At 68.8% G+C, this 19,571-nt stretch carries 17 protein-coding genes and 3 tRNA genes; 10 read left to right on the top strand and 10 right to left on the bottom strand.

Annotation, left to right across the window (positions count from 1 at the left end):
- Positions 1-6: 6 nt before the first annotated feature.
- From ITJ62_RS08720 to ITJ62_RS08705, 4 genes are all read left to right on the top strand, one after another.
- The gene (locus ITJ62_RS08720; RefSeq protein WP_194602446.1) at positions 7-1,254 is read left to right on the top strand and encodes a deoxyguanosinetriphosphate triphosphohydrolase; all 1,248 of its coding nucleotides are present in this window, start codon (positions 7-9) and stop codon (positions 1,252-1,254) included.
- 88 nt (positions 1,255-1,342) lie between these two features.
- Positions 1,343-3,217: a DNA primase gene (gene dnaG, locus ITJ62_RS08715; RefSeq protein ID WP_194601046.1), complete on the top strand. Its 1,875-nt coding sequence runs from the start codon at positions 1,343-1,345 to the stop codon at positions 3,215-3,217.
- 102 nt (positions 3,218-3,319) lie between these two features.
- Positions 3,320-4,168, top strand: a complete 849-nt coding sequence (locus tag ITJ62_RS08710; RefSeq protein WP_194601043.1) for an ATP-binding cassette domain-containing protein — start codon at positions 3,320-3,322, stop codon at positions 4,166-4,168.
- 94 nt (positions 4,169-4,262) lie between these two features.
- Positions 4,263-4,335, top strand: a tRNA-Asn gene (locus ITJ62_RS08705).
- 159 nt (positions 4,336-4,494) lie between these two features.
- On the opposite strand, the gene def is transcribed toward ITJ62_RS08705, so the two are convergent.
- Entirely contained in the window at positions 4,495-5,061 is a 567-nt protein-coding gene (def, locus tag ITJ62_RS08700; RefSeq protein ID WP_194601040.1) for a peptide deformylase, read from the bottom strand.
- 70 nt (positions 5,062-5,131) lie between these two features.
- On the opposite strand from def, the gene ITJ62_RS08695 reads away from it, so the two are divergent.
- The 3 genes from ITJ62_RS08695 to ITJ62_RS08685 all read left to right on the top strand — a co-directional run bounded on the left by ITJ62_RS08695 (position 5,132) and on the right by ITJ62_RS08685 (position 7,631).
- Positions 5,132-6,112: a DMT family transporter gene (locus tag ITJ62_RS08695; protein WP_370581874.1), complete on the top strand. Its 981-nt coding sequence runs from the start codon at positions 5,132-5,134 to the stop codon at positions 6,110-6,112.
- 123 nt (positions 6,113-6,235) lie between these two features.
- Positions 6,236-7,516, top strand: coding sequence for a glycosyltransferase (locus ITJ62_RS08690; protein ID WP_370581873.1), 1,281 nt, complete (start codon positions 6,236-6,238; stop codon positions 7,514-7,516).
- A 40-nt stretch (positions 7,517-7,556) separates the two neighbouring features.
- Positions 7,557-7,631, top strand: a tRNA-Ile gene (locus tag ITJ62_RS08685).
- Between the two features lie 68 nt (positions 7,632-7,699).
- Here ITJ62_RS08685 and ITJ62_RS08680 read toward each other — a convergent pair.
- Positions 7,700-8,602: an ROK family protein gene (locus ITJ62_RS08680; RefSeq protein WP_194602443.1), complete on the bottom strand. Its 903-nt coding sequence runs from the start codon at positions 8,600-8,602 to the stop codon at positions 7,700-7,702.
- 216 nt (positions 8,603-8,818) lie between these two features.
- Between ITJ62_RS08680 and ITJ62_RS08675 the strand changes: the two genes are divergently transcribed.
- A complete protein-coding gene (locus tag ITJ62_RS08675) occupies positions 8,819-9,322 on the top strand; it encodes a DUF3145 domain-containing protein (RefSeq protein ID WP_194601029.1) in 504 nt (167 codons plus the stop codon).
- A 199-nt stretch (positions 9,323-9,521) separates the two neighbouring features.
- On the opposite strand, the gene ITJ62_RS08670 is transcribed toward ITJ62_RS08675, so the two are convergent.
- The 6 genes from ITJ62_RS08670 to aceE form a co-directional block, all read right to left on the bottom strand.
- Entirely contained in the window at positions 9,522-10,760 is a 1,239-nt protein-coding gene (locus tag ITJ62_RS08670) for a beta-ketoacyl synthase (RefSeq protein WP_071260783.1), read from the bottom strand.
- Between the two features lie 139 nt (positions 10,761-10,899).
- Positions 10,900-11,148, bottom strand: a complete 249-nt coding sequence (locus ITJ62_RS08665; protein ID WP_056006457.1) for an acyl carrier protein — start codon at positions 11,146-11,148, stop codon at positions 10,900-10,902.
- A 59-nt stretch (positions 11,149-11,207) separates the two neighbouring features.
- On the bottom strand, positions 11,208-12,212 hold the full coding sequence (locus ITJ62_RS08660; RefSeq protein WP_079705772.1) for a beta-ketoacyl-ACP synthase III: 1,005 nt from the start codon (positions 12,210-12,212) through the stop codon (positions 11,208-11,210).
- Positions 12,213-12,232: 20 nt separating this feature from the next.
- On the bottom strand, positions 12,233-13,156 hold the full coding sequence (locus tag ITJ62_RS08655; RefSeq protein ID WP_194601026.1) for an ACP S-malonyltransferase: 924 nt from the start codon (positions 13,154-13,156) through the stop codon (positions 12,233-12,235).
- A gap of 112 nt (positions 13,157-13,268) precedes the next feature.
- The gene (locus tag ITJ62_RS08650; protein WP_175484370.1) at positions 13,269-14,513 is read right to left on the bottom strand and encodes a CdaR family transcriptional regulator; all 1,245 of its coding nucleotides are present in this window, start codon (positions 14,511-14,513) and stop codon (positions 13,269-13,271) included.
- Between the two features lie 16 nt (positions 14,514-14,529).
- On the bottom strand, positions 14,530-17,256 hold the full coding sequence (aceE, locus tag ITJ62_RS08645) for a pyruvate dehydrogenase (acetyl-transferring), homodimeric type (protein WP_085510736.1): 2,727 nt from the start codon (positions 17,254-17,256) through the stop codon (positions 14,530-14,532).
- Between the two features lie 241 nt (positions 17,257-17,497).
- Between aceE and ITJ62_RS08640 the strand changes: the two genes are divergently transcribed.
- Positions 17,498-17,968 (top strand): peroxiredoxin, encoded by a 471-nt coding sequence (locus tag ITJ62_RS08640; RefSeq protein WP_194601023.1) that lies wholly within the window; start codon positions 17,498-17,500, stop codon positions 17,966-17,968.
- A 41-nt stretch (positions 17,969-18,009) separates the two neighbouring features.
- Here ITJ62_RS08640 and ITJ62_RS08635 read toward each other — a convergent pair whose 3' ends face one another.
- Positions 18,010-18,534 carry a dihydrofolate reductase gene (locus ITJ62_RS08635; RefSeq protein WP_194601020.1) on the bottom strand — a complete coding sequence of 175 codons (525 nt, stop codon included), beginning with the start codon at positions 18,532-18,534 and terminating at the stop codon, positions 18,010-18,012.
- Complete coding sequence (locus tag ITJ62_RS08630) at positions 18,531-19,340, bottom strand: thymidylate synthase (RefSeq protein WP_194601017.1); 810 nt, start codon at positions 19,338-19,340, stop codon at positions 18,531-18,533. Before ITJ62_RS08630 ends, ITJ62_RS08635 begins: the two co-directional genes overlap by 4 nt.
- Positions 19,341-19,494: 154 nt before the next feature.
- Here ITJ62_RS08630 and ITJ62_RS08625 point away from each other — a divergent pair.
- Positions 19,495-19,567: transfer RNA gene (locus ITJ62_RS08625), tRNA-Val, on the top strand.
- The last annotated feature ends 4 nt before the right edge of the window (positions 19,568-19,571 follow it).

The following is a 19,571-nucleotide window of genomic DNA, read 5'->3' as shown; positions in this document are numbered from 1 at the left end:
GTCTCCATGGACCGGGACGGCTACACCCTGCACGACGAAGAACGCTGGATGCCCGAGCACCACTCGACGCGACGCTCCGACTTCGCGCGCGATCGTGCACGGCTGTTGCACTCCAGTGCCCTCCGGCGACTCGCCGCCAAGACCCAGGTGCTCAGCCCGACGAGCGGTGTCGACTTCGCCCGGAACCGGCTGACGCACTCGCTCGAGGTTGCTCAGGTCGGTCGCGAGCTGGCAGCCAGCCTCGACCTCGCTCCGGACGTCGTCGACACGGCATGCCTCGCACACGACCTCGGTCACCCGCCGTTCGGGCACAACGGCGAACGAGCGCTCAACGACTGGTCCGCCGCGATCGGCGGGTTCGAGGGCAACGCCCAGACCCTCCGGATCCTGACGCGCCTCGAATCCAAGGTCTTCGGTCCCGACGGCGAGCCGTACGGTCTGAACCTCACGCGCGCGAGCCTCGACGCCAGCTGCAAGTACCCGTGGCCGGCCGCCCAGTCGGTGCCGGATCCCGGTGGTCGCGCCAAGTTCGGGTTCTTCGACGAGGACTCTGCGGCCTTCCGCTGGTTGCGAGCCGGCGCTCCCGAGCGCGTCCGCTGCGTCGAGGCGCAGGTCATGGACCTCGCGGACGACATCGCCTACTCCGTGCACGACTTCGAGGACGCCGTCGTCGGGGAGTACATCGACCCGGCGTTCCTGAACGCGCGGGCAGGACACGACCGCCTGATCGACACGGCGCTGTCTTGGGCCGGCGACGACTTCACCCACGACGACCTCGCCGGCGCCTTCGACCGGCTGCAGTCCTCACACACCTGGATCACCGCCTGGGACGGCTCCCGGCGCGACCTCGGTCGGCTCAAGAACTTCACGAGCCAGATGATCGGTCGTTTCGCCGGTGCGGCGACCGCGGCGACCCGGGAGGCGTTCCCGCAGGCCAGCCTCGTGCGGTTCGGGGCTGACGTCGTGGTGCCCCACGGCATCCAGGCCGAGATCGCGCTTCTCAAGGGGATCGTGGCCGCGTTCGTGATGTACAGCGACTCCCGCCAGCCGCTCTACGTGCGCCAGCGGGAGATCCTCATCGAACTGTCGGACGCGGTGTTCGCGCTCGGCGAGTCGGCCCTCGACGTCGGCTTCGCGGCGGACTGGCGGGCAGCTGGTTCCGATGCGGAACGCCGTCGCGTCGTCGTCGACCAGATCGCGAGCCTGACCGATCAGAGCGCCCTCTCCTGGCACGAACGGCACGTCGGCGCCTGACGCTCCTCCACACGGGAGCGGGTCTCCGACTCCGCTGCGCGGAGGCCCTCAGGGATGGACGATGGACGCACGAGACTAGGATCGAAGCATGGCCGGACGGATTCGACAGAGCGATGTTGAAGAGGTCAAGGCACGCACCAACATCGGCGACGTCGTCGGCGACTACGTCTCGCTGAAGTCCGCCGGCGTCGGCTCGCTGAAGGGCTTGTGCCCCTTCCACGACGAACGCAGCCCGAGCTTCCACGTGCGCCCCACGGTCGGGCTGTACCACTGCTTCGGCTGTGGCGAGAGCGGCGACGTCTACAGTTTCCTGCAGAAGATGGACCACGTGACGTTCGCGGAGTCGGTGGAACGTCTCGCGCAGCGCATCGGGTACCCGCTCAGCTACGAGGAGGGCGGCGGCAAGGTCGATCACGGCAACCGGGCCCGTCTCTTCGCCGCCAACCAGGCTGCCGCCGAGTACTTCCAGCAGCAGCTCCACGACGGCGACGCCGACCTCGGGCGGCGCTTCCTCGGCGAACGCGGCTTCGACGCCGCCGCTGCCGATCACTTCGGGATCGGGTTCGCGCCTGCCGGCTGGGACCACCTCATGAAGGCACTGCGATCGCGCGGATTCTCCGACGAGGAGATGCTCGCGGCCGGGCTCGTGTCGAGCGGCGACCGCGGGGTCTACGACCGGTTCCGCGGACGCCTCATCTGGCCCATCCGCGACACCACTGGGCAGGTGCTCGGCTTCGGCGCCCGGCGCCTCCGGGACGACGACAAGGGGCCGAAGTACCTCAACACCCCGGAGACGGCGATCTACCACAAGGCGCAGGTCCTCTACGGCCTCGACCTCGCCAAACGCGACATCTCGCGCGGCAAGCGCGTCGTCGTCGTCGAGGGGTACACCGACGTCATGGCCTGCCATCTGGCGGGGGAGACCACCGCGGTGGCGACATGCGGGACCTCGTTCGGGGTCGACCACATCAAGATGATCCGCCGCGTCATGGGCGACGACTCCGCCACCGGCGAGGTCATCTTCACGTTCGACCCTGATGAGGCCGGGCAGAAGGCCGCGACGCGTGCGTTCGGCGAGGAGAAGCGGTTCTCGGCCCAGACGTACGTCGCCGTGTCCTCCGACGGCCTCGACCCCTGCGACCTCCGGCTCAACCGCGGCGACGGCGCCATCCGGAAGCTCGTCGACGGCCGGGAGCCGATGTTCGAGTTCATCATCCGGCGGACGCTGGCGGGCTTCGACCTCGAGACGGTCGAGGGCCGCGTCGGCGCACTCCGCGCGGCCGCGCCGGTCGTCGCCGAGATCCGCGACCCATCGCTCCGTCCCGGGTACACCCGGGTGCTCGCGAAGCAGCTCGGCATGGAACTCGACGAGGTGGCCCGCGCCGTGCGGGCTGCCGGCGGTGCCGCCGCAGGAGGCTCGCAGAACTCGGCCCGAGACGCCCGCCAGCAGGGCCCTGGCTCACCCGCTGCCGAGCCGCCGCGAGAGCGACAGGCCTCGCTCAACGACCTGCCCAAGGATCCGTCGACGCGCCTCGAGCAAGACGCCCTCCGTGCGATCCTGCAGCTGCCCCAGCACCTCGAACGCCCCATGCTGGAGCGCGCGGTCCAGAGCTCGGTCGCCAACAGTTCCCTCGCCGTGGTGCGCGACGCCATGAGTGTGAGCCTCGACCACCTCGGGACGAACGCCTGGCTCGAGACCGTCATCGCGCAGGTCCCACCCGGCTTCGACGGACTGGTCCGCGAGCTCGGGGTGTCACCACTGCCCGAGACGAACGAGGAGAAGCTGCCGAGCTACGTCCGGGACATCGCGCGAGCGCTGATCGACCGCGACCTCCTCGGTCGCAAGGCGGCGCTGCTCGGTTCGTTGCGCCGCACCGACCCCCGCGACGAGTCCCACCGGGAGATCACCCGGCAGCTCGCGGACGTCGAGGCGGAACGGCGTGCGCTCCGCGCCGAGGCCTGACGCGGTCGGCCTCCTCCGAGCGTGGCACGTGGCCCCGCCGGGATCGCCGGATACACTCGATGGCGATCCGGTGGCTCCCCGTGCACCGGAAGGAGAGGTCTCATGAAGCACCCAGAGCAGGACGGACCGGCGGTCCGGGCGAGTGATCTGAGCGTCGACTACGCCGCGCACGGCGTGAGTCCGAGCAATCGAGCGCTGGACGGCATCAGCTTCGAGCTGCCCGTCGGTGGCTCGCTCGGGGTCATCGGCAGCTCGGGGTCGGGGAAGAGCACGCTCCTGCGGGTGTTGTCCGGACGCCACCTGACCGGAGCGGACTCCCGTCCGTTCGTGTCCGGCGGCGACGCGAGCACGCTCGGTCGCTCCATGCGCAAGGTGGGCCGTAAAGAACTCACGAAACTCACGTTCGAGGTGTCGCTGCTCGAGCAGGAGGCCGGTGCGCATCTGAAGCCCGAACTCACCGTCACGGAGCTCATCTCGGAACCGGTCCTCGCGCGCGACAAGAAGTTCAGCGAGCAGGCGCTCGGCGTCCGGGTCGCCACGCTGCTGGACGCCGTCCAGATGCCCCTCTCCAGCCTCGACAAGTACCCCTACGAGCTGAGCGGTGGTCAGCGGCAGCGCATCGCCATCGCGCGCGCGCTCGTCCTCGGCCCGAAGGTGTTCATCGCCGACGAGCCAACGGCCGGCATCGACATCACGGTCCGGCACACGGTGACCGAGTTGCTCGACGGGTTCCGTCGCGACGGCGGCACGGTCATGGTCGTGACACACGATCTCGCCATGCTCCGCGAGGTGACCGACGACGTGCTGGCGCTCCACCAGTCACGGGTCGTGGGCTACGGCCCGATCGACGCGATGCTCGCCGATCCGCCGCACGAGTTCCTCGCCGCGCTCGCCCAGTCGGGTGGCACCGAGACCCAGTACGAGACGCCCGAGGCCGTCGGCATCGATTGATCGCGTGTCGATTTGGTGTCTGCGAATCCTTTGCTACAGTAGATACGCGCTGCAACGCAGAGGCCGGATTCGTCCGGCTGGTCGAAGCACGTATTCCTCGATAGCTCAATTGGCAGAGCAATCGACTGTTAATCGATAGGTTGTTGGTTCGAGTCCAACTCGAGGAGCTGCACAGAATCCCTCGGTCCATCAGGACCGAGGGATTCGTCGTTGGCGGCCGGTTTCACGAAACCGGCCGGGACGCCGTAGACTAGGCAACGAGGCCCGAAGACTCCACTCTTCGGGCCTCGTTGCATGTCCGGACACCCTGTGTCCGTCGAGGTCGTTCAGCCCTCGAGGTCGTCGCGACCCGGCAGCCAGGAGATCCCGGGGACGCCCCAGCCAGCCTTGCGGATCGCCTTCGCCGCTCGACGCGAGTACGGCAGTTCCAGGCGGTCCACGTAGAGCACGCCGTTGAGGTGGTCGAACTCGTGCTGCAGGATGCGTGCGCGCCAGCCGACGACACGGAGCTCGACCGGGGCTCCCTCGAGGTCGGTCCCGATGAGCATGGCCGCTTCCGCGCGACGGAGCGGGTGCCGCTCGACGGGGACGGAGAGGCAGCCTTCAGACTCGGCCTCCTCGTCGAGCTCGCCCACCGGCGGGGGACTGATCCACAGCACCGGGTTGATCGCGACGCCGCGCCACGGCTGGCCGTCGTCGTCCTCGTAGCTGTAGACGAAGAGGCGGAGCGGGACGCCGACCTGCGGGGCCGCGAGTCCGACGCCGGGAGCGAGGTCCATGGTCTCGTACATGTCGGCGACGAGCCGACGAAGGTCGTCGTCCACCGTGGTGACCGGCCGGGCGACGGAGTGGAGCACCGGGTCACCGGTCACACAGATCTCGAGAATTGCCATTGCTCGAGCCTATCCGCTGGGCTCGGCCTGCCGCGCCGGGATCAGCGGGACCGCGGGGTACCCTCGACGGGTGATCCACTCCGCCATCGACATCGCCGACCTCGCGGACGACTTCACCCGCAACCCCTCGCAGCTCCTCGGTATCCCGTTCGCGCTCCTCGGCGCTGTCTTCCTCTCGCTCGGCGCGCAACTGCAGCACCGGGGCGTGGCGAAGGTCGAGTCGTCGAGCGGCACCGACGCGACGTCGGGGCTCAACGTCGCTCAGCTCCTGGCGCTGCTCAGTCGGCCGTCCTGGGTGACCGGAACGGTCATGCTCGGGCTCGCGATCGTGCTCCAGCTCGGCAGCCTGTCCCTCGCACCGATCACCCTCGTCCAGCCGTTGGGCGCGGTCGCGCTCGTCATCACGGCGGTGGTGAACAGCAGGATCAGCGGCGTCCGGTTGAACCGTCGATCGGTCGTCGCGATCGTCGCCTGCGTCGGCGGCGTCGGCCTGTTCGTGACGATCGCGGCGGTCTTCACGGGCGAGCACCGGATCACCGAGGCCGAGCTCGTCACGATCCTGGTGATGCTCGGTGTCGTGCTCGTCGTGTTCGGACTCGGCTTCATGCTGTTCCGCTCCCGCTTCACGGCCATCTTCTACATCGTCGGGACCGGCGTGCTCTACGGCTTCGTCGCGACGCTCGCCAAGGTCATCATCGGGCGGCTGCAGCAGGGCGAGTTCGACTGGCTCACGGTCCTCTGCGGGCTCGGCCTCGTGGCCGCGAGTGCGCTCGGCGGCTACTTCGTGCAGACCGCCTACTCCTCGGGGCCGCCCGACCTGGTCATCGCGGGCCTCACCGTCATCGATCCGATGATCGCGGTCGGCATCGGCATCATCGTGCTGGGGGAGGCGAGCAACGCACCGTTCTGGGCCGGCTTCGGCTTCGTCGTGGCCGGCGCGATCGCCGTGTGGGGAGTCTTCCAGCTCGCTCGCCATCACCCACAGGTGAGCCAGACGCCGGCGGCCGCAGCTGCCGCGAAGGCCCTCGCGACCGGCGACGCGCCCGCCTGAGCCCCGGAGCCCGAACGGGCTGCAGGTATGCTTGAGCATGGCGTTCCGCGCCGCATCAGGGTCGTGAGCGACCGCCCGCACCCCCTCACATCACTGGCCAAGCACAGAGGAATCACCGATACCTTGACTTCTCCCGACGACCAGCACCTCGCGAAGGCGTCCAGCACGACGCCGACCCCCGACACCCACAAGCCGCTGCGGGTGGTCATCGGTGCCGACACCTTCTCGCCCGACGTGAACGGCGCCGCACGCTTCGCCGAGCGCCTCGCGGCCGGACTCGTCCGCCGAGGCCACGACGTCCACATCGTGGCGCCCGCCGGCTCGCGCAAGTTCGGCACGTGGAAGGAGACCCACGAGGGTCAGACGATGACGGCGCACCGCCTCTTCAGCCTCCGGTGGTACCCGCACGACTGGCTGCGCTTCGCGATGCCGTGGTCGATGCGACGGAACGCCCGGAAGATCCTCGACCGCGTGAAGCCCGACGTCGTGCACCTGCAGTCGCACATCGTGGTGGGCCGTGGTCTCTCGATCGAGGCCGAGCAACGCGGCATCCGCATGGTGGCGACGAACCACATCATGCCCGACAACATCCTCGACTTCACCGTCATCCCCAAGCGCACCCAGGAGTGGCTCGTCCGGACGCAGTGGGCTGCCGCCCGTCGCGTCTTCGATCGCGCCTTCGCCGTGACGACCCCGACGCGCAAGGCCGCCGACTTCCTGGAGCAGTTCACGGGCCTGACCGGTGTGCACGCGATCTCCTGCGGGATCGAGGCCGGACAGTACACGCCGTCGTTCGAACCGCGGAAGCGCAACACCATCCTCTTCGTGGGTCGCATCACGAGCGAGAAGCAGATCGACGTGCTCCTGCGCGCGCTCACGAAACTCCCGAAGGAACTCGACGCCCACGTCGACGTCATCGGTGGCGGCGACCAGGCGAAGAACCTCGAGCAGCTGACCCAGCAGCTCGGCATCGGCGACCGCGTCCGATTCCTCGGCAAGGTGTCCGACGATGAGGTGAAGCAGGCCTACACGAACGCCACCGTCTTCGCGATGCCGTCCATCGCGGAGCTGCAGAGCATCGCGACGATGGAGGCCATGGCCTCTGGTCTCCCGGTGGTCGCGGCCGACGCCATGGCGCTGCCCCACCTCGTGCACGATCAGGTCAACGGGTACCTGTTCGAGCCGGGCAACGTCGACGCCCTGGCCGAGCGACTCGCGACGGTGCTGAGCGCCTCGCCCGAGGAGTACCGCCGGATGCAGGACGCCTCGTTGGAGCTCGTCTCCGCACACGACATCGAGCGCACGCTCGACACCTTCGAAGCGCTCTACCGCGGCGAGCAGGTCGTCGACCCGACGACCGAGCGTCACACGGCGACCGCAGACCGCCAGGAATCGCGCGACTGACTCCCGCCCGGCGGGCCACTCGGTACACTGGGTTCCGCACGGGGCGGTAGCCAAGCTGGTGAAGGCATTCGGCTCATAACCGAACGATGCGTGGGTTCAAGTCCCACCCGCCCTACCGAGATCCGACCCCTGAGCTTGTCGAAGGGCGCCCTTCGACAGGCTCAGGGACCGGGACGTGCGCGTTCAGTCCGCGAGGACGAGGGCGGCAGCACCGATGAGCGGCCCGCCGGCGTCGAGCCCGGCCGGGACCACGCGCAGCTCACGGGCGTAGGCGTGCAGTGCGGCGGAGGTCGCAGCCTCCTGGACGAGGTCGAGGTAGTCGGGGGAGACCCGCGAGAAGCCGCCTCCGATCGCGACGCGTTCCAGGTCGAGCAGGGTCGTGATGCTGCAGAGGGCTTCGCCGACGGCCTCGGCGGAACGTCGGACGGCGCGGATCGCGATCTCCGTTCCAGCTGCGTAGTCGGCCCCGAGCTGTTCGCCCGTCATGCCGGTCCATCCCTGGGCGCGCGCCCAGGCGACCGTCGCGGTCCCTGACGCGATGCCCTCCAACGTCCAGGGTGTGCCGACAGCATCCGGTTCGCGTCGGCGGAGTTGCATCTGTCCGAGGTGGCCGGCGTTGCCCGAGGTGCCGGGGACGAGTCGGGATCCGAGGATGATCCCGCCACCGATCCCGGTGGAGACGACGATGCCCATACTGTTCTCGGTTCCGCGGAGTGCGCCCTGCCAGTGCTCGGCCAGGGCGATGCAGGTGCCGTCGAGTCGGAGTTCCACCGGACCGGACGTGAAGCGCCGGAGCTCCGCCACGACGGGGAAGTCGGCGAGTCGGGGGAGGTTGATCGGCGAGACGGTACCGTCGGTCCTGCCGATGGGGCCCGCCGAACCGATCCCGACACCGGACACCGGCCCGCCATGGGCCGCGATGCTCCGTTCGGCGGTCTGGAGGATCGACGCCACGAGCTCCTCGCGGGTGGCCGCGGCGCCCGTCGGACCGCGGAACCGGGTGCCGGGCAGGATCCGTCCCTCGGCGTCGACGACGGCCGCTTCGACCTTCGTGCCGCCGATGTCGATCGCGAGGGCCTCGTGCATCACCGCTCCATCCTGGAAGGCCGTCAGTCCGGGTCGGCTCCCGATCCAGCGTACTGGGAACGACACGGTTGTCATTCCTCCAGGTCATGGGGCATAATGCTCGTATCGGCGCGAGCCGAACAACTGCATACACGGAGGTCCGGTCAGCCGGACACCGACATGGATCACACTGCATGGGTCGTTGGGGAAGACGCACCCGGACGCAGTGGAGGAATCATGTCGACACCGATGACGAAGGGTGTGCTGTTCGTGCACTCGTCGCCTCGCGCGCTCTGCCCGCACCTCGAATGGGCGGCAGGTCGCGCTCTTGGTCGTGCCATCAGTTTTGACTGGGAAGACCAGCCGATCCTCCGCGGTGCGCAGCGTGCCGAGGTCTTCTGGGAAGGCCCGCACGGCACCGGAGCCGCACTCGCCTCAGCCCTGCGCGGCTGGGAGCACCTCCGCTACGAGGTGAGCGAAGACCCGGCCCAGGGCGTCGACGGTGCCCGGTGGATGCACACGCCCGACCTCGGGATCTTCTACGCGCAGACCGACAGCATCGGCAACGTGGTCGTCCCGGAGGATCGCATCCGGTACGCCATGGAGGTCGGCGCCGGGAACGCCGTCGAACTCCAGCGCGAACTCCGCGTCGCGCTCGGACAGCCGTGGGACGACGAACTCGAGCCGTTCCGTCACGCCGGCGACGGGTCCTCCGTCATCTGGCTGCACAACGTGGGCTGATCCGGCCCCGCCGGCGCGGCGGCACCGCGCACGCGAGACAACTTCACAGACGACAGGGTGCCCACGTGGCGTGGACCGTGCGAGGTCGGTGACACTCCCGGCAGACACGAGGTGACGAAACGGCGGCACCCTGGTCAGTAGACGACGACGGCTCGTGGTGCATGCACCACGACCCGTCGTCGTCTCAGTCGCGGACGGCTCAGTAGCTCCGGAACGCGACGACCGCGTTGTGGCCGCCGAACCCGAACGAGTTGCTGATGGCGAGCAGGTCGCCGGACCCGAGCTCACGCGGCGTCGTGACGACGTCGAGCGGGATCTCCGGGTCCTGGTTGTCGAGGTTGATGGTCGGCGGGATGACCCGGTGGTGCAGGGCGAGCGCCGTGTAGGCCGCTTCGATGGCGCCCGCGCCACCGAGGAGGTGGCCGGTCGAGGCCTTGGTGGCCGTCACGGCGATGTCGTCGAGGTGGGCACCGAAGACCCGACGCAGCGCGTTGTACTCCGCGATGTCGCCGACGGGCGTGCTCGTGGCGTGTGCGTTGACGTGCACGACGTCGTCGAGCGACGCGCCGCCGTTCTCCACGGCCGCACGCATGGCGCGGGCAGCAGCCGAACCCTCGGGGTCGGGAGCCGTGATGTGGTACGCGTCGCTCGTCACCGCACCACCGAGGAGCTCGGCGTAGATGCGGGCGCCACGGGCCTTGGCGTGCTCCTCGGTCTCGACGATGAGCGCTGCCGCACCCTCACCGAGGACGAATCCGTCGCGGTCGACGTCGTAGGGACGCGAGGCGATGGCGGGATCGTCGTTGCGCTTGGACAACGCCTGCATCGCCGCGAAGGACGCGAGCGGGAGCGGGTGGATGGCGGCTTCGGAGCCACCGGCCACGACGATGTCGGCGAGGCCGGCCTGGAGGTGGTCGTAGGCGTTGGCGAGCGACTCGGTGCTGGACGCACAAGCGGAGACGACGGTGCGCTCTCCACCGCGGGCGCCGAGGTCCATGCCGATCGCCGCTGCCGGGCCGTTCGGCATGAGCATCGGGACGGTCATGGGGAGGACGCGGCGGGGGCCCTTCTCGCGCAGGGTGTCCCAGGCGTCGAGGAGCGTCCACACGCCGCCGATGCCGGTGGCCCAGTCGACGAGGAGTCGCTCCGGGTCGACCTCGGGGGCGCCGGCGTCCTGCCAGGCCTCGCGCGCGGCGATCAGGGCGAACTGGCTCGACGGGTCGAGGCGCTTGACCTCACGACGGTCGAGGATGTCCGCGGTGGGGACGGCGGCCTGCGCGGCGAAGCGTACGGGCAACTCGAGCTCCTCGGCCCATGGCTGCTCGAGACGGCTCGCACCGCTCTTGCCGGCGAGGAGGTTGTCCCAGGAGTCGGTGGCGTTGCCGCCGAGGGGAGTGGTGGCACCGATGCCGGTGATGACGATGCGTTTGGTGGTCATTCAGTCAAACCTTCTGTGGAGACGACGAGGGGGTCCGAGCCCTGCGGCGGTCGAGCCCGTGTCCGGACGGACGAGCCGCCTCGAACGCTGAAGGGCCGGTCGGCCAACTGCCGGCCGACCCTTCAGCACTGCGCTGGGACTAGCCCTGAGCCTTGACGATGAAGTCGACGGCGTCGCCGACGGTCTTCAGGTTCTTGACTTCTTCGTCCGGGATCTTCACGTCGAACTTCTCCTCCGCGTTGACGACGATGGTCATCATGGAGATCGAGTCGATGTCGAGGTCGTCGGTGAACGACTTGTCCAGCTCGACGGTGTCGGTCGCGATGCCGGTCTCGTCGTTGATCAGCTCGGCCAGGCCGGCGAGGACTTCTTCGGTGGACAGTGCCATTGTTCTACTCCTTGGGTGAGGTTTGACCGTAGTCGAGTGTAGTCGCGTCGGGCGTCCTGCTACGGCAGGACGACGACCTGAGCGCCGAAGACCAGTCCGGCACCGAATCCGATCTGCAGGGCGAGGCCGCCGCTGAGCTCGGGGTGCCCCTGGAGGAGCCGGTGGGTGGCGAGCGGGATGGATGCCGCCGAGGTGTTGCCGGTGGTCTCGATGTCGCGTGCGATGACGACGGTCTCCGGCAGCTTGAGCTGCTTGGCGAACTCGTCGACGATGCGCATGTTCGCCTGGTGGGGGATGAAGGCAGCGAGGTCGGAGGCTTCGACGCCCGCTTCCTCCAGGGCCTGCTTGGCGACCTTGGCCATCTCCCAGACCGCCCACCGGAAGACCGTCTGGCCCTCCTGGCGCAGGGTCGGCCAGGCGGCCGTGCCGTCGCGGAACTCGGTGAGCGTGCCGCTCATGCCGACGGCGTCGGCCTTCGACCCGTCGGACCCCCACACGGTGGGGGAGATGCCGGGGAAGTCGCTCGGACCGACGACGGCCGCACCTGCACCGTCGCCGAGGAGGAACGAGATCGACCGGTCGGTCGGGTCGACGATGTCGGACAGCTTCTCGGCGCCGATGACGAGCGCGTAGTGAGCCGCGCCCGATCGGATGAGGGCATCGGCCTGTGCGATCGCGTAGGCGTATCCGGCACATGCGGCGTTGAGGTCGTACGCGGCAGCGGGGTTCGCGCCGACGCGGTCGGCCACGACGGCCGCCATCGACGGGGACTGCTGGACGTTGCTGATCGTCGCGATGAGGACGAGGTCGACCTGCTCGGGGGAGATGCCCGCGGCCGCGATGGCCTCGGCGCCGGCTTCGGCTGCGAGGTCGACGGCACTGACGTCGGCCGACGCCCGCGTGCGGGTGACGATGCCGGTGCGCTGCTGGATCCACTCGTCGGACGAGTTGATCGGACCGACGAGGTCGTCGTTCGGGACGCTGAGGTCTCCGCGAGCTGCGCCGAGGCCGAGGATGCGGGTGAACTCGGGACCGCGCGACTGCTTGAGGGTGGGGGTGGTCATTGACTGGTTCTCCGTCTGCGCTACTGCTGGGCGATGAGGTCGAGGGCTGCCGGCAGGTCGTCGGGGGTCTTGATGGCGACCGTCGGCACGCCCTTCAGGCCGCGACGTGCGAGTCCGGTGAGCGCCCCGGCGGGGGCGAGCTCGATGAGTCCGGTGATCCCTGCGGCGCTGAACGCGTCCATGCACAGGTCCCAGCGTACCGGGGAGGCGACCTGGCCGATGAGGAGGTCGAAGAACGCCGTACCCGAGGTGACCTCGGTGCCGTCGTGGTTCGTCCAGATGCGGAGCGTCGGGTCCTGGGGCTCGACCGTGCGGCTCGCCCCGGCCAGCCAGTCGCGGGCCGACTGCATGTAGCTCGTGTGGAAGGCGCCTGCGACCTGCAGCGGGATCACCCGCGTGCCCTTGAGCGGCTCGTCGGCGAGGCGGGCGAGGGCGTCGTGCGCGCCGGCGACGACGATCTGGCCGCCGCCGTTGTAATTGGCGGGCTCCAGCCCGAAGGAGCGGACGTGCGCGACGACGGCGTCCTGGTCGCCACCGAGGACCGCACTCATGCCCGTCGGGGTGGTGGCTGCGGCTTCGGCCATGGCCACGGCGCGTTCGCTCACGAAGCTCATGGCGTCGCTGTCCGAGAGGATGCCGGCGCCGTAGGCCGCGGTGATCTCGCCGACGGAGTGTCCGGCGATGCCGCCGAACGGCGCGGCGTCGGCGGGGAGGGTCTTCCGCAGGGCGTCCAAGGCGACGATGCCGGCCGCGACGATGAGCGGCTGGGCCACCGCGGTGTCGCGGATGGTGTCGGCGTCGGAGACGGTGCCGTGCTTGACGAGGTCGAGTCCGGCTTCGTCGGAGAAGCGCGCGAGCGCGTCCTTCGCGGAGGCGTCCTGCAACCAGGGGTCGAGGAAGCCGGGGGTTTGGGAGCCCTGTCCAGGGCAGGCGATGACGATCACCGCTCTAGTCTGCCAACCAGAGGACGCCCAGCAGTGGAGCAACACCACGAACCTTTGGAAAATGTGTTGTGTGGACTCGACAAAACCGACCGGTCGAACGGCCCTGCCAGCGTCAGGAGGTCAGCCGACGTCGGGACGGCTCGGGCTCAGCGATGGCACCGAGGATGAGGGCCGCTTGCAGGATGAGCGACTCGCGGGCACCGGTCGCGTCCCAGCCGATGACCTCGGAGACCCGCTTGAGGCGGTACCGGACCGTGTTGGGGTGCACGAACAGCTCGCGCGCCGTCGCTTCGAGCGAGCGGCCGTTGTCGAGGTAGCACCAGAGCGTCGTCACGAGCTCGCCGGAGTAGTCCTTGAGTGGGCGGTAGACCCGCTCGATGAGCGTGGTCTTCGCGAGGTTGTCGCCGGCGAGGGCGCGCTCCGGAAGGAGATCGTCTGCTGCGACCGGACGTGGCGCGTGTCGCCAGGACTTCGCCACGGCGAAGCCGGCCAGTGCGGCCTTCGCGCTGCGCGACGCCTCGATGAGGGAGGGCACGGCGTGACCGAGCACCAGGTGCCCCGGCCCGAAGCCGTGCTCGAGCTTGGCGGCGATGTCGAGGAAGGTGAGTTGTGAGCTGGTGCGGGCGTCCGCGGCGGCCTGTTCGGCCTCGTCGACGGGTTCGCCGTCTCCGGGCTCGGTGCTGGGCAGCTCGGCGCGACCCAAGACGAGCACGAGCCGGTTGCCTTGGACGCCGATGAGGACGTCGGCGTCGAGGTGTCGGGCGGTCCGGCGGAGCATGTCGACATCGAGCACCCGTGGGGTCGTCCCGACCAGGACGCAGGCCTCGCCGTGACCGTGCCACCCGAGGGCGGCGATCCGGCTCGGTAGCTCGTCGTCGGCCTCGCCACTGAGGATCGAGTCGACGACGAGGGCCTCGAGGCGGGCGTCCCAGAGTCCGCGGGCTTCGGCCGCACGGGCGTACACGTCGGCCGAGGCGAATGCGATGTCGCGTGAGTAGAGGAGGATCGCCTCGCGGAGGTCGACGCTTCCGGACGCGACGCGTTCCTCGACCACCTCGACGGTGACCTTGATGAGTTGCAGGGTCTGCTGCAGGCTGACGGAACGGAGCAGCTCGCGAGGAGCCGCCCCGAACACGTCGGCGGCGATCCACGGCGTCGACCGGGGATCGTCGAACCACGAGATGAACGAACTGATGCCCGCCTGAGCCACCAGGCCGACCGCTGAGCGGCGGCCTGGTGGCATCTCGGCGTACCAGGGAAGGGTGTCCTCGAGGCGTTTGAGCGTCGCGGTCGCGAGCTCGCCCGAGATCCGGCGGAGCCAGTCGAGTGTCTCGGCCTTCGTCTTCGTCTTCGTCACCGTGGTAGGGATGGAATCAGCTCTCGCCACCCGCGTTACCGGTGTTGCCGGCGTTCACGTCGTGGAGGCGGTAGCGGTCGATCGCCTGCTGCGGGAGGCTCGCATCGACCTCACCCCGAGCAGCGAGCTGCTGGAGGGTGCGGACGACGAGCGACGGGCCGTCGATCTTGAAGAAGCGACGGGCAGCGGCGCGCGTGTCGGAGAAGCCGAAGTCGTCGGCCCCGAGCGTCGCGAAGTCGCCAGGCACGAACTGACGGATCTGGTCCGGCACGGCGTGCATGTGGTCGGTCACGGCGACGAACGGGCCTGCGGCACCGCTCAGCTTCTCCGTGACGTAGGGCACACGACGCTCCTCCTGCGGGTGCAGGAAGTTGTGCTGGTCGGCGGCGAGACCGTCGCGACGGAGCTCGGTCCAGCTCGTGACGCTCCAGACGTCGGCGGAGACGCCCCAGTCGTCGGCGAGCAGCTGCTGCGCCTCGATCGCCCACGGGACCGCGACACCGGAGGCCATGAGCTGAGCCTTCGGGCCCTGCTTGTCGCTCGTGCTGATGCGGTGGATACCGCGCACGATGCCGTCGACGTCGACTCCCTCGGGCTCGACGGGCATGACCATCGGCTCGTTGTACACCGTGAGGTAGTACATGACGTTCGGGTCCTCGTGCTCGCCGCCGTACATGCGCTGGATACCGCTGCGCACGATGTGCGCGATCTCGTAGCCGTAGGCCGGGTCGTAGCTGACGACCGCGGGGTTCGACGACGAGAGCAGCAGCGAGTGGCCGTCGGCGTGCTGGAGGCCCTCACCCGTGAGCGTCGTGCGACCGGCGGTCGCGCCGATCATGAAGCCACGGGTCATCTGGTCGCCGGCCGCCCAGATGGCGTCGGCGGTGCGCTGGAAGCCGAACATCGAGTAGAAGACGTAGACCGGGATGAGCGGCTCGCCCTGCACCGAGTACGAGGTTCCGATCGCGGAGAAGGCCGCGACGGCGCCCGCCTCGTTGATGCCCACGTGCACGATCTGACCCTGCGGGCTCTCCTTGTAGGCGAGCAGCAGCTCGCGGTCGACCGAGGTGTAGTGCTGACCGTTCGGGTTGTAGATCTTCGCGCTCGGGAAGAACGCGTCCATACCGAAGGTGCGTGCCTCGTCGGGGATGATCGGGACGATGCGGTTGCCGAAGTCCTTGGCGCGGAGGAGGTCCTTCAGCAGTCGGACGAACGCCATCGTGGTGGCGATCTCCTGCGTGCCGGAGCCCTTCTTCGCTGCCGCGTACGCGGAGTCGTCGGGCAGGTTCAGCTGCGTGTACTTGCTGCGACGCTCGGGGACGTAGCCGCCGAGCGCGCGGCGACGCTCGTGCAGGTACTGGATCGCCTCGTCGTCCTCGCCCGGGTGGTAATACGGCGGGAGGTAGGGGTTCTCTTCGAGCTGCGAGTCGGTGATCGGGATGCGCATCGTGTCCCTGAAGGTCTTCAGGTTGTCGAGCGTCATCTTCTTCATCTGGTGGGTCGCATTGCGGCCCTCGAAGCTCGGGCCGAGGCCGTAACCCTTGATGGTGTGCGCGAGGATGACCGTCGGCTGGCCCTTGTGCTCGCTGGCCGCCTTGAACGCCGCGTAGACCTTGCGGTAGTCGTGGCCGCCGCGCTTGAGGTTCCAGACCTCGTCGTCGGTGTAGCCCTCGACGAGCTTCAGGGCACGCTCGTCGCGGCCGAAGAAGTTCTCGCGGACGTAGGCGCCGTCTTCCGTCTTGTACGTCTGGAAGTCGCCGTCGGGCGTGACGTTCATGAGGTTGAGGAGCGCGCCGTCGGTGTCGCGGTTGAGGAGGTCGTCCCACTCGCGGCCCCAGATGACCTTGATGACGTTCCAGCCGGCGCCGCGGAAGAAACTCTCGAGCTCCTGGATGATCTTGCCGTTCCCGCGGACGGGGCCGTCGAGGCGCTGCAGGTTGCAGTTGATCACGAAGTTGAGGTTGTCGAGGCCCTCGTTCGCGGCGACCTGGAGCTGACCGCGGCTCTCGACCTCGTCCATCTCGCCGTCGCCGAGGAACGCCCAGACCTGCTGGTCGCTGGCATCCTTGATGCCACGGTTGGTGACGTACTTGGCGAGGTGCGCCTGGTAGATCGCGTTGATCGGGCCGAGACCCATCGACACCGTCGGGAACTGCCAGAAGTCCGGCATGAGGCGCGGGTGCGGATACGAGGAGAGCCCGTGCGGCGCGTGCGACTTCTCCTGACGGAAGCCGTCGAGCTGGTCGGTGCTGAGGCGGCCCTCGAGGAAGGCGCGGGCGTAGGTGCCGGGGGAGGCGTGGCCCTGGATGTAGATCTGGTCGCCACCGCCCGGGGCGTCCTGGCCGCGGAAGAAGTGGTTGAAGCCGACCTCGTAAAGTGCGGCCGACGACGCGTAGGTGGAGATGTGTCCGCCGACACCGATGCCGGGGCGCTGCGCGCGGTGCACGGTCATGGCCGCGTTCCAGCGGATCCAGGCGCGGTACCGGCGTTCGATGTCCTCGTCGCCCGGGAAGTCGGGCTCGTTCTCCGAGGCGATGGTGTTGATGTAGTCGGTGGTCGGCACCATCGGCACGCCGAGGTGCAGCTCCTTCGAGCGCTTGAGGAGGCTCAGCATGATGTCGCGGCCGCGACCGCGGCCACGTTCGTCGACGAGGGCGTCGAGGGACTCATTCCACTCGGACGTCTCCTCAGGATCGGCGTCTACGTGGTTGGACGAGTATGGATCCTGGTCGTGAACAGTCACCGTCGACCTTTCTCTCGTGGCAGATCGTGCCTGGGTTGTGATGGTGAACTCCATGCGTCCTGATGGGTATGGACGCGGGCGCCACCTTTCACCCTATCCGGTCACCCCAGGGAACGGTGACCGAGCGGCGCACCCCTCCGGGTTTGTGCAGCTGCGGTGCGGGGTTAGGATGTGTGACCGGATCGGACCCGTCCACCGCTCGGGCGATCCGGAGCAGGCGAACCCGCCTGAAAGGACCCTCATGGCACTCGAGAACGACACCCTGGCACCCGACTTCGAACTGGCGAACCAGTTCGGTGAACTCGTCAGGTTGAGTCAGTTCCGCGGCAATTCGGCTGTCGCCCTCGTCTTCTTCCCGCTGGCGTTCTCCGGTACCTGCACAGGGGAGCTGTGCGAGCTGCGCGACAACCTCAGCCTGTTCACGGACGACCAGGTCACGCTCGTCGGCATCTCCGTCGACTCCAAGCACACGCTGCGCGCGTGGGCGGAGCAGGAGCAGTACGGCTTCCAACTGCTCGCCGACTTCTGGCCGCACGGTCAGGTCGCCAAGGAGTACGGCGTGTTCCTGCAGGAGAAGGGGTTCGCGAACCGTGCGACCTTCCTCATCGACCAGCAGGGCATCATCCGTGAGAGCTTCATCACGGCACCGGGCGAAGCCCGCTCGCTCGCGGCCTACCGCGCCGCGCTCGAAGAGCTGCGTCAGCCGGCCTGAGCTGCGGCTCGCGCGGTGGTCGATCCGGATCGCCGGGCGTCTCAGCCGGTGATCGTGACCTCGGGTGCGCGCTCGTAGCGGATGAACCGGTAGGGGACACCCGTGCGGGATTCCGACCAGCCGTGCGCCGGATCGATCGTGACCGGCACCCACTCCTCGCCGATGGTCGGTGCGAAGGTGTCGCCCGCGACGTCGAGGTCGAGTTCGGTGACCTCCAGGCGGTCGGCCAGGGGGAGTGCCTCCGCGAAGAGGCCGGCACCGCCGGTGACCCAGGCCTGGCCGTTGCCGGCGAGCTGTGCCGCTTCGAACGCGTCCTCCAGGGAGTGCGCGACGATCGCGCCGTCGGCGGACCACGCGTGATCGCGGGTGACGACGATGTTCGGGCGTCCTGGGAGCGGACGGAACCGTGCGGGGAGTGAATCCCAGGTGCGGCGTCCCATGATCACCGCGTCCGACCCGGTGAGCGCCTTGAAGTGCGCGAGGTCTTCGGGGACGTGCCACGGCATGTCGCCGTCGGCGCCGATGACGCCGTCGTGGGCCTGGGCCCAGATGAGCGCCAGGCTCATACGGCGACGGCCGCTCGGATGGCGGGGTGGTGCTGGTAGTCGACGATCTCGAGGTCGTCGTACTCCACGTCGAAGATGCTGTCGCGCTTCGTGTTGACGCGCAGCTTCGGGTAAGGGAACGGTGCGCGCGCGAGCTGCTCCGTCACCTGCTCGACGTGGTTGTCGTAGATGTGGCAGTCGCCGCCGGTCCACACGAAGTCACCGACCTCGAGGCCGACCTGCTCGGCGACGAGGTGGGTGAGGAGCGCGTAGCTGGCGATGTTGAAGGGGACGCCGAGGAAGAGGTCTGCGCTGCGCTGGTAGAGCTGGCAGGAGAGTTTGCCATCGGCGACGTAGAACTGGAAGAAGGCGTGGCACGGGGCGAGCGCCATGTTGGGGATGTCGGCGACGTTCCAGGCGGAGACGATGATGCGGCGCGAGTTCGGGTCGGTGCGCAGCTGTTCGATGACCTGCGAGATCTGGTCGATGTGCGAGCCGTCGGGGGTCGGCCAGGAGCGCCATTGCACACCGTAGACGGGGCCGAGTTCGCCCTGGTCGTCGGCCCATTCGTCCCAGATGGAGACGCCGTGTTCCTGCAGCCAGCGGACGTTGCCGTCGCCGCGGAGGAACCAGAGGAGTTCGTAGGCGATGGACTTCCAGTGCACCCGCTTGGTGGTGATGAGCGGGAAGCCCTGGGAGAGGTCGAAGCGGAGCTGGCGGCCGAACACGCTGCGGGTGCCGGTTCCGGTGCGGTCGCCTTTGGTGGCGCCGTGCTCGAGCGTGTCGCGCAGGAGGTCTTCGTACGGGGTGGGGATCGTCGTATCCATCCCCTCGATCGTACGGCCAGCGACCGTCACCGCGCCCGACCGATCGTCCGGTGTCGCGGCGGATGCGCGCGGACCCGGGTTGTGGAGCGTGCCGGTACCGACGGCGACTCCGGCTAGACTCGACGAGTCGCATCGGATGGTTCCATCCGATCGCGGGCCTTTAGCTCAGCTGGTAGAGCGCCACGTTTACACCGTGGATGTCGTCGGTTCGATCCCGGCAGGGCCCACCGA

Origin of the sequence: Plantibacter sp. VKM Ac-2876 (genome assembly GCF_015350715.1) — a bacterium.
Classification (GTDB): domain Bacteria; phylum Actinomycetota; class Actinomycetes; order Actinomycetales; family Microbacteriaceae; genus Plantibacter; species Plantibacter auratus.
This window is presented reverse-complemented; position numbering and strand designations above follow the sequence as displayed.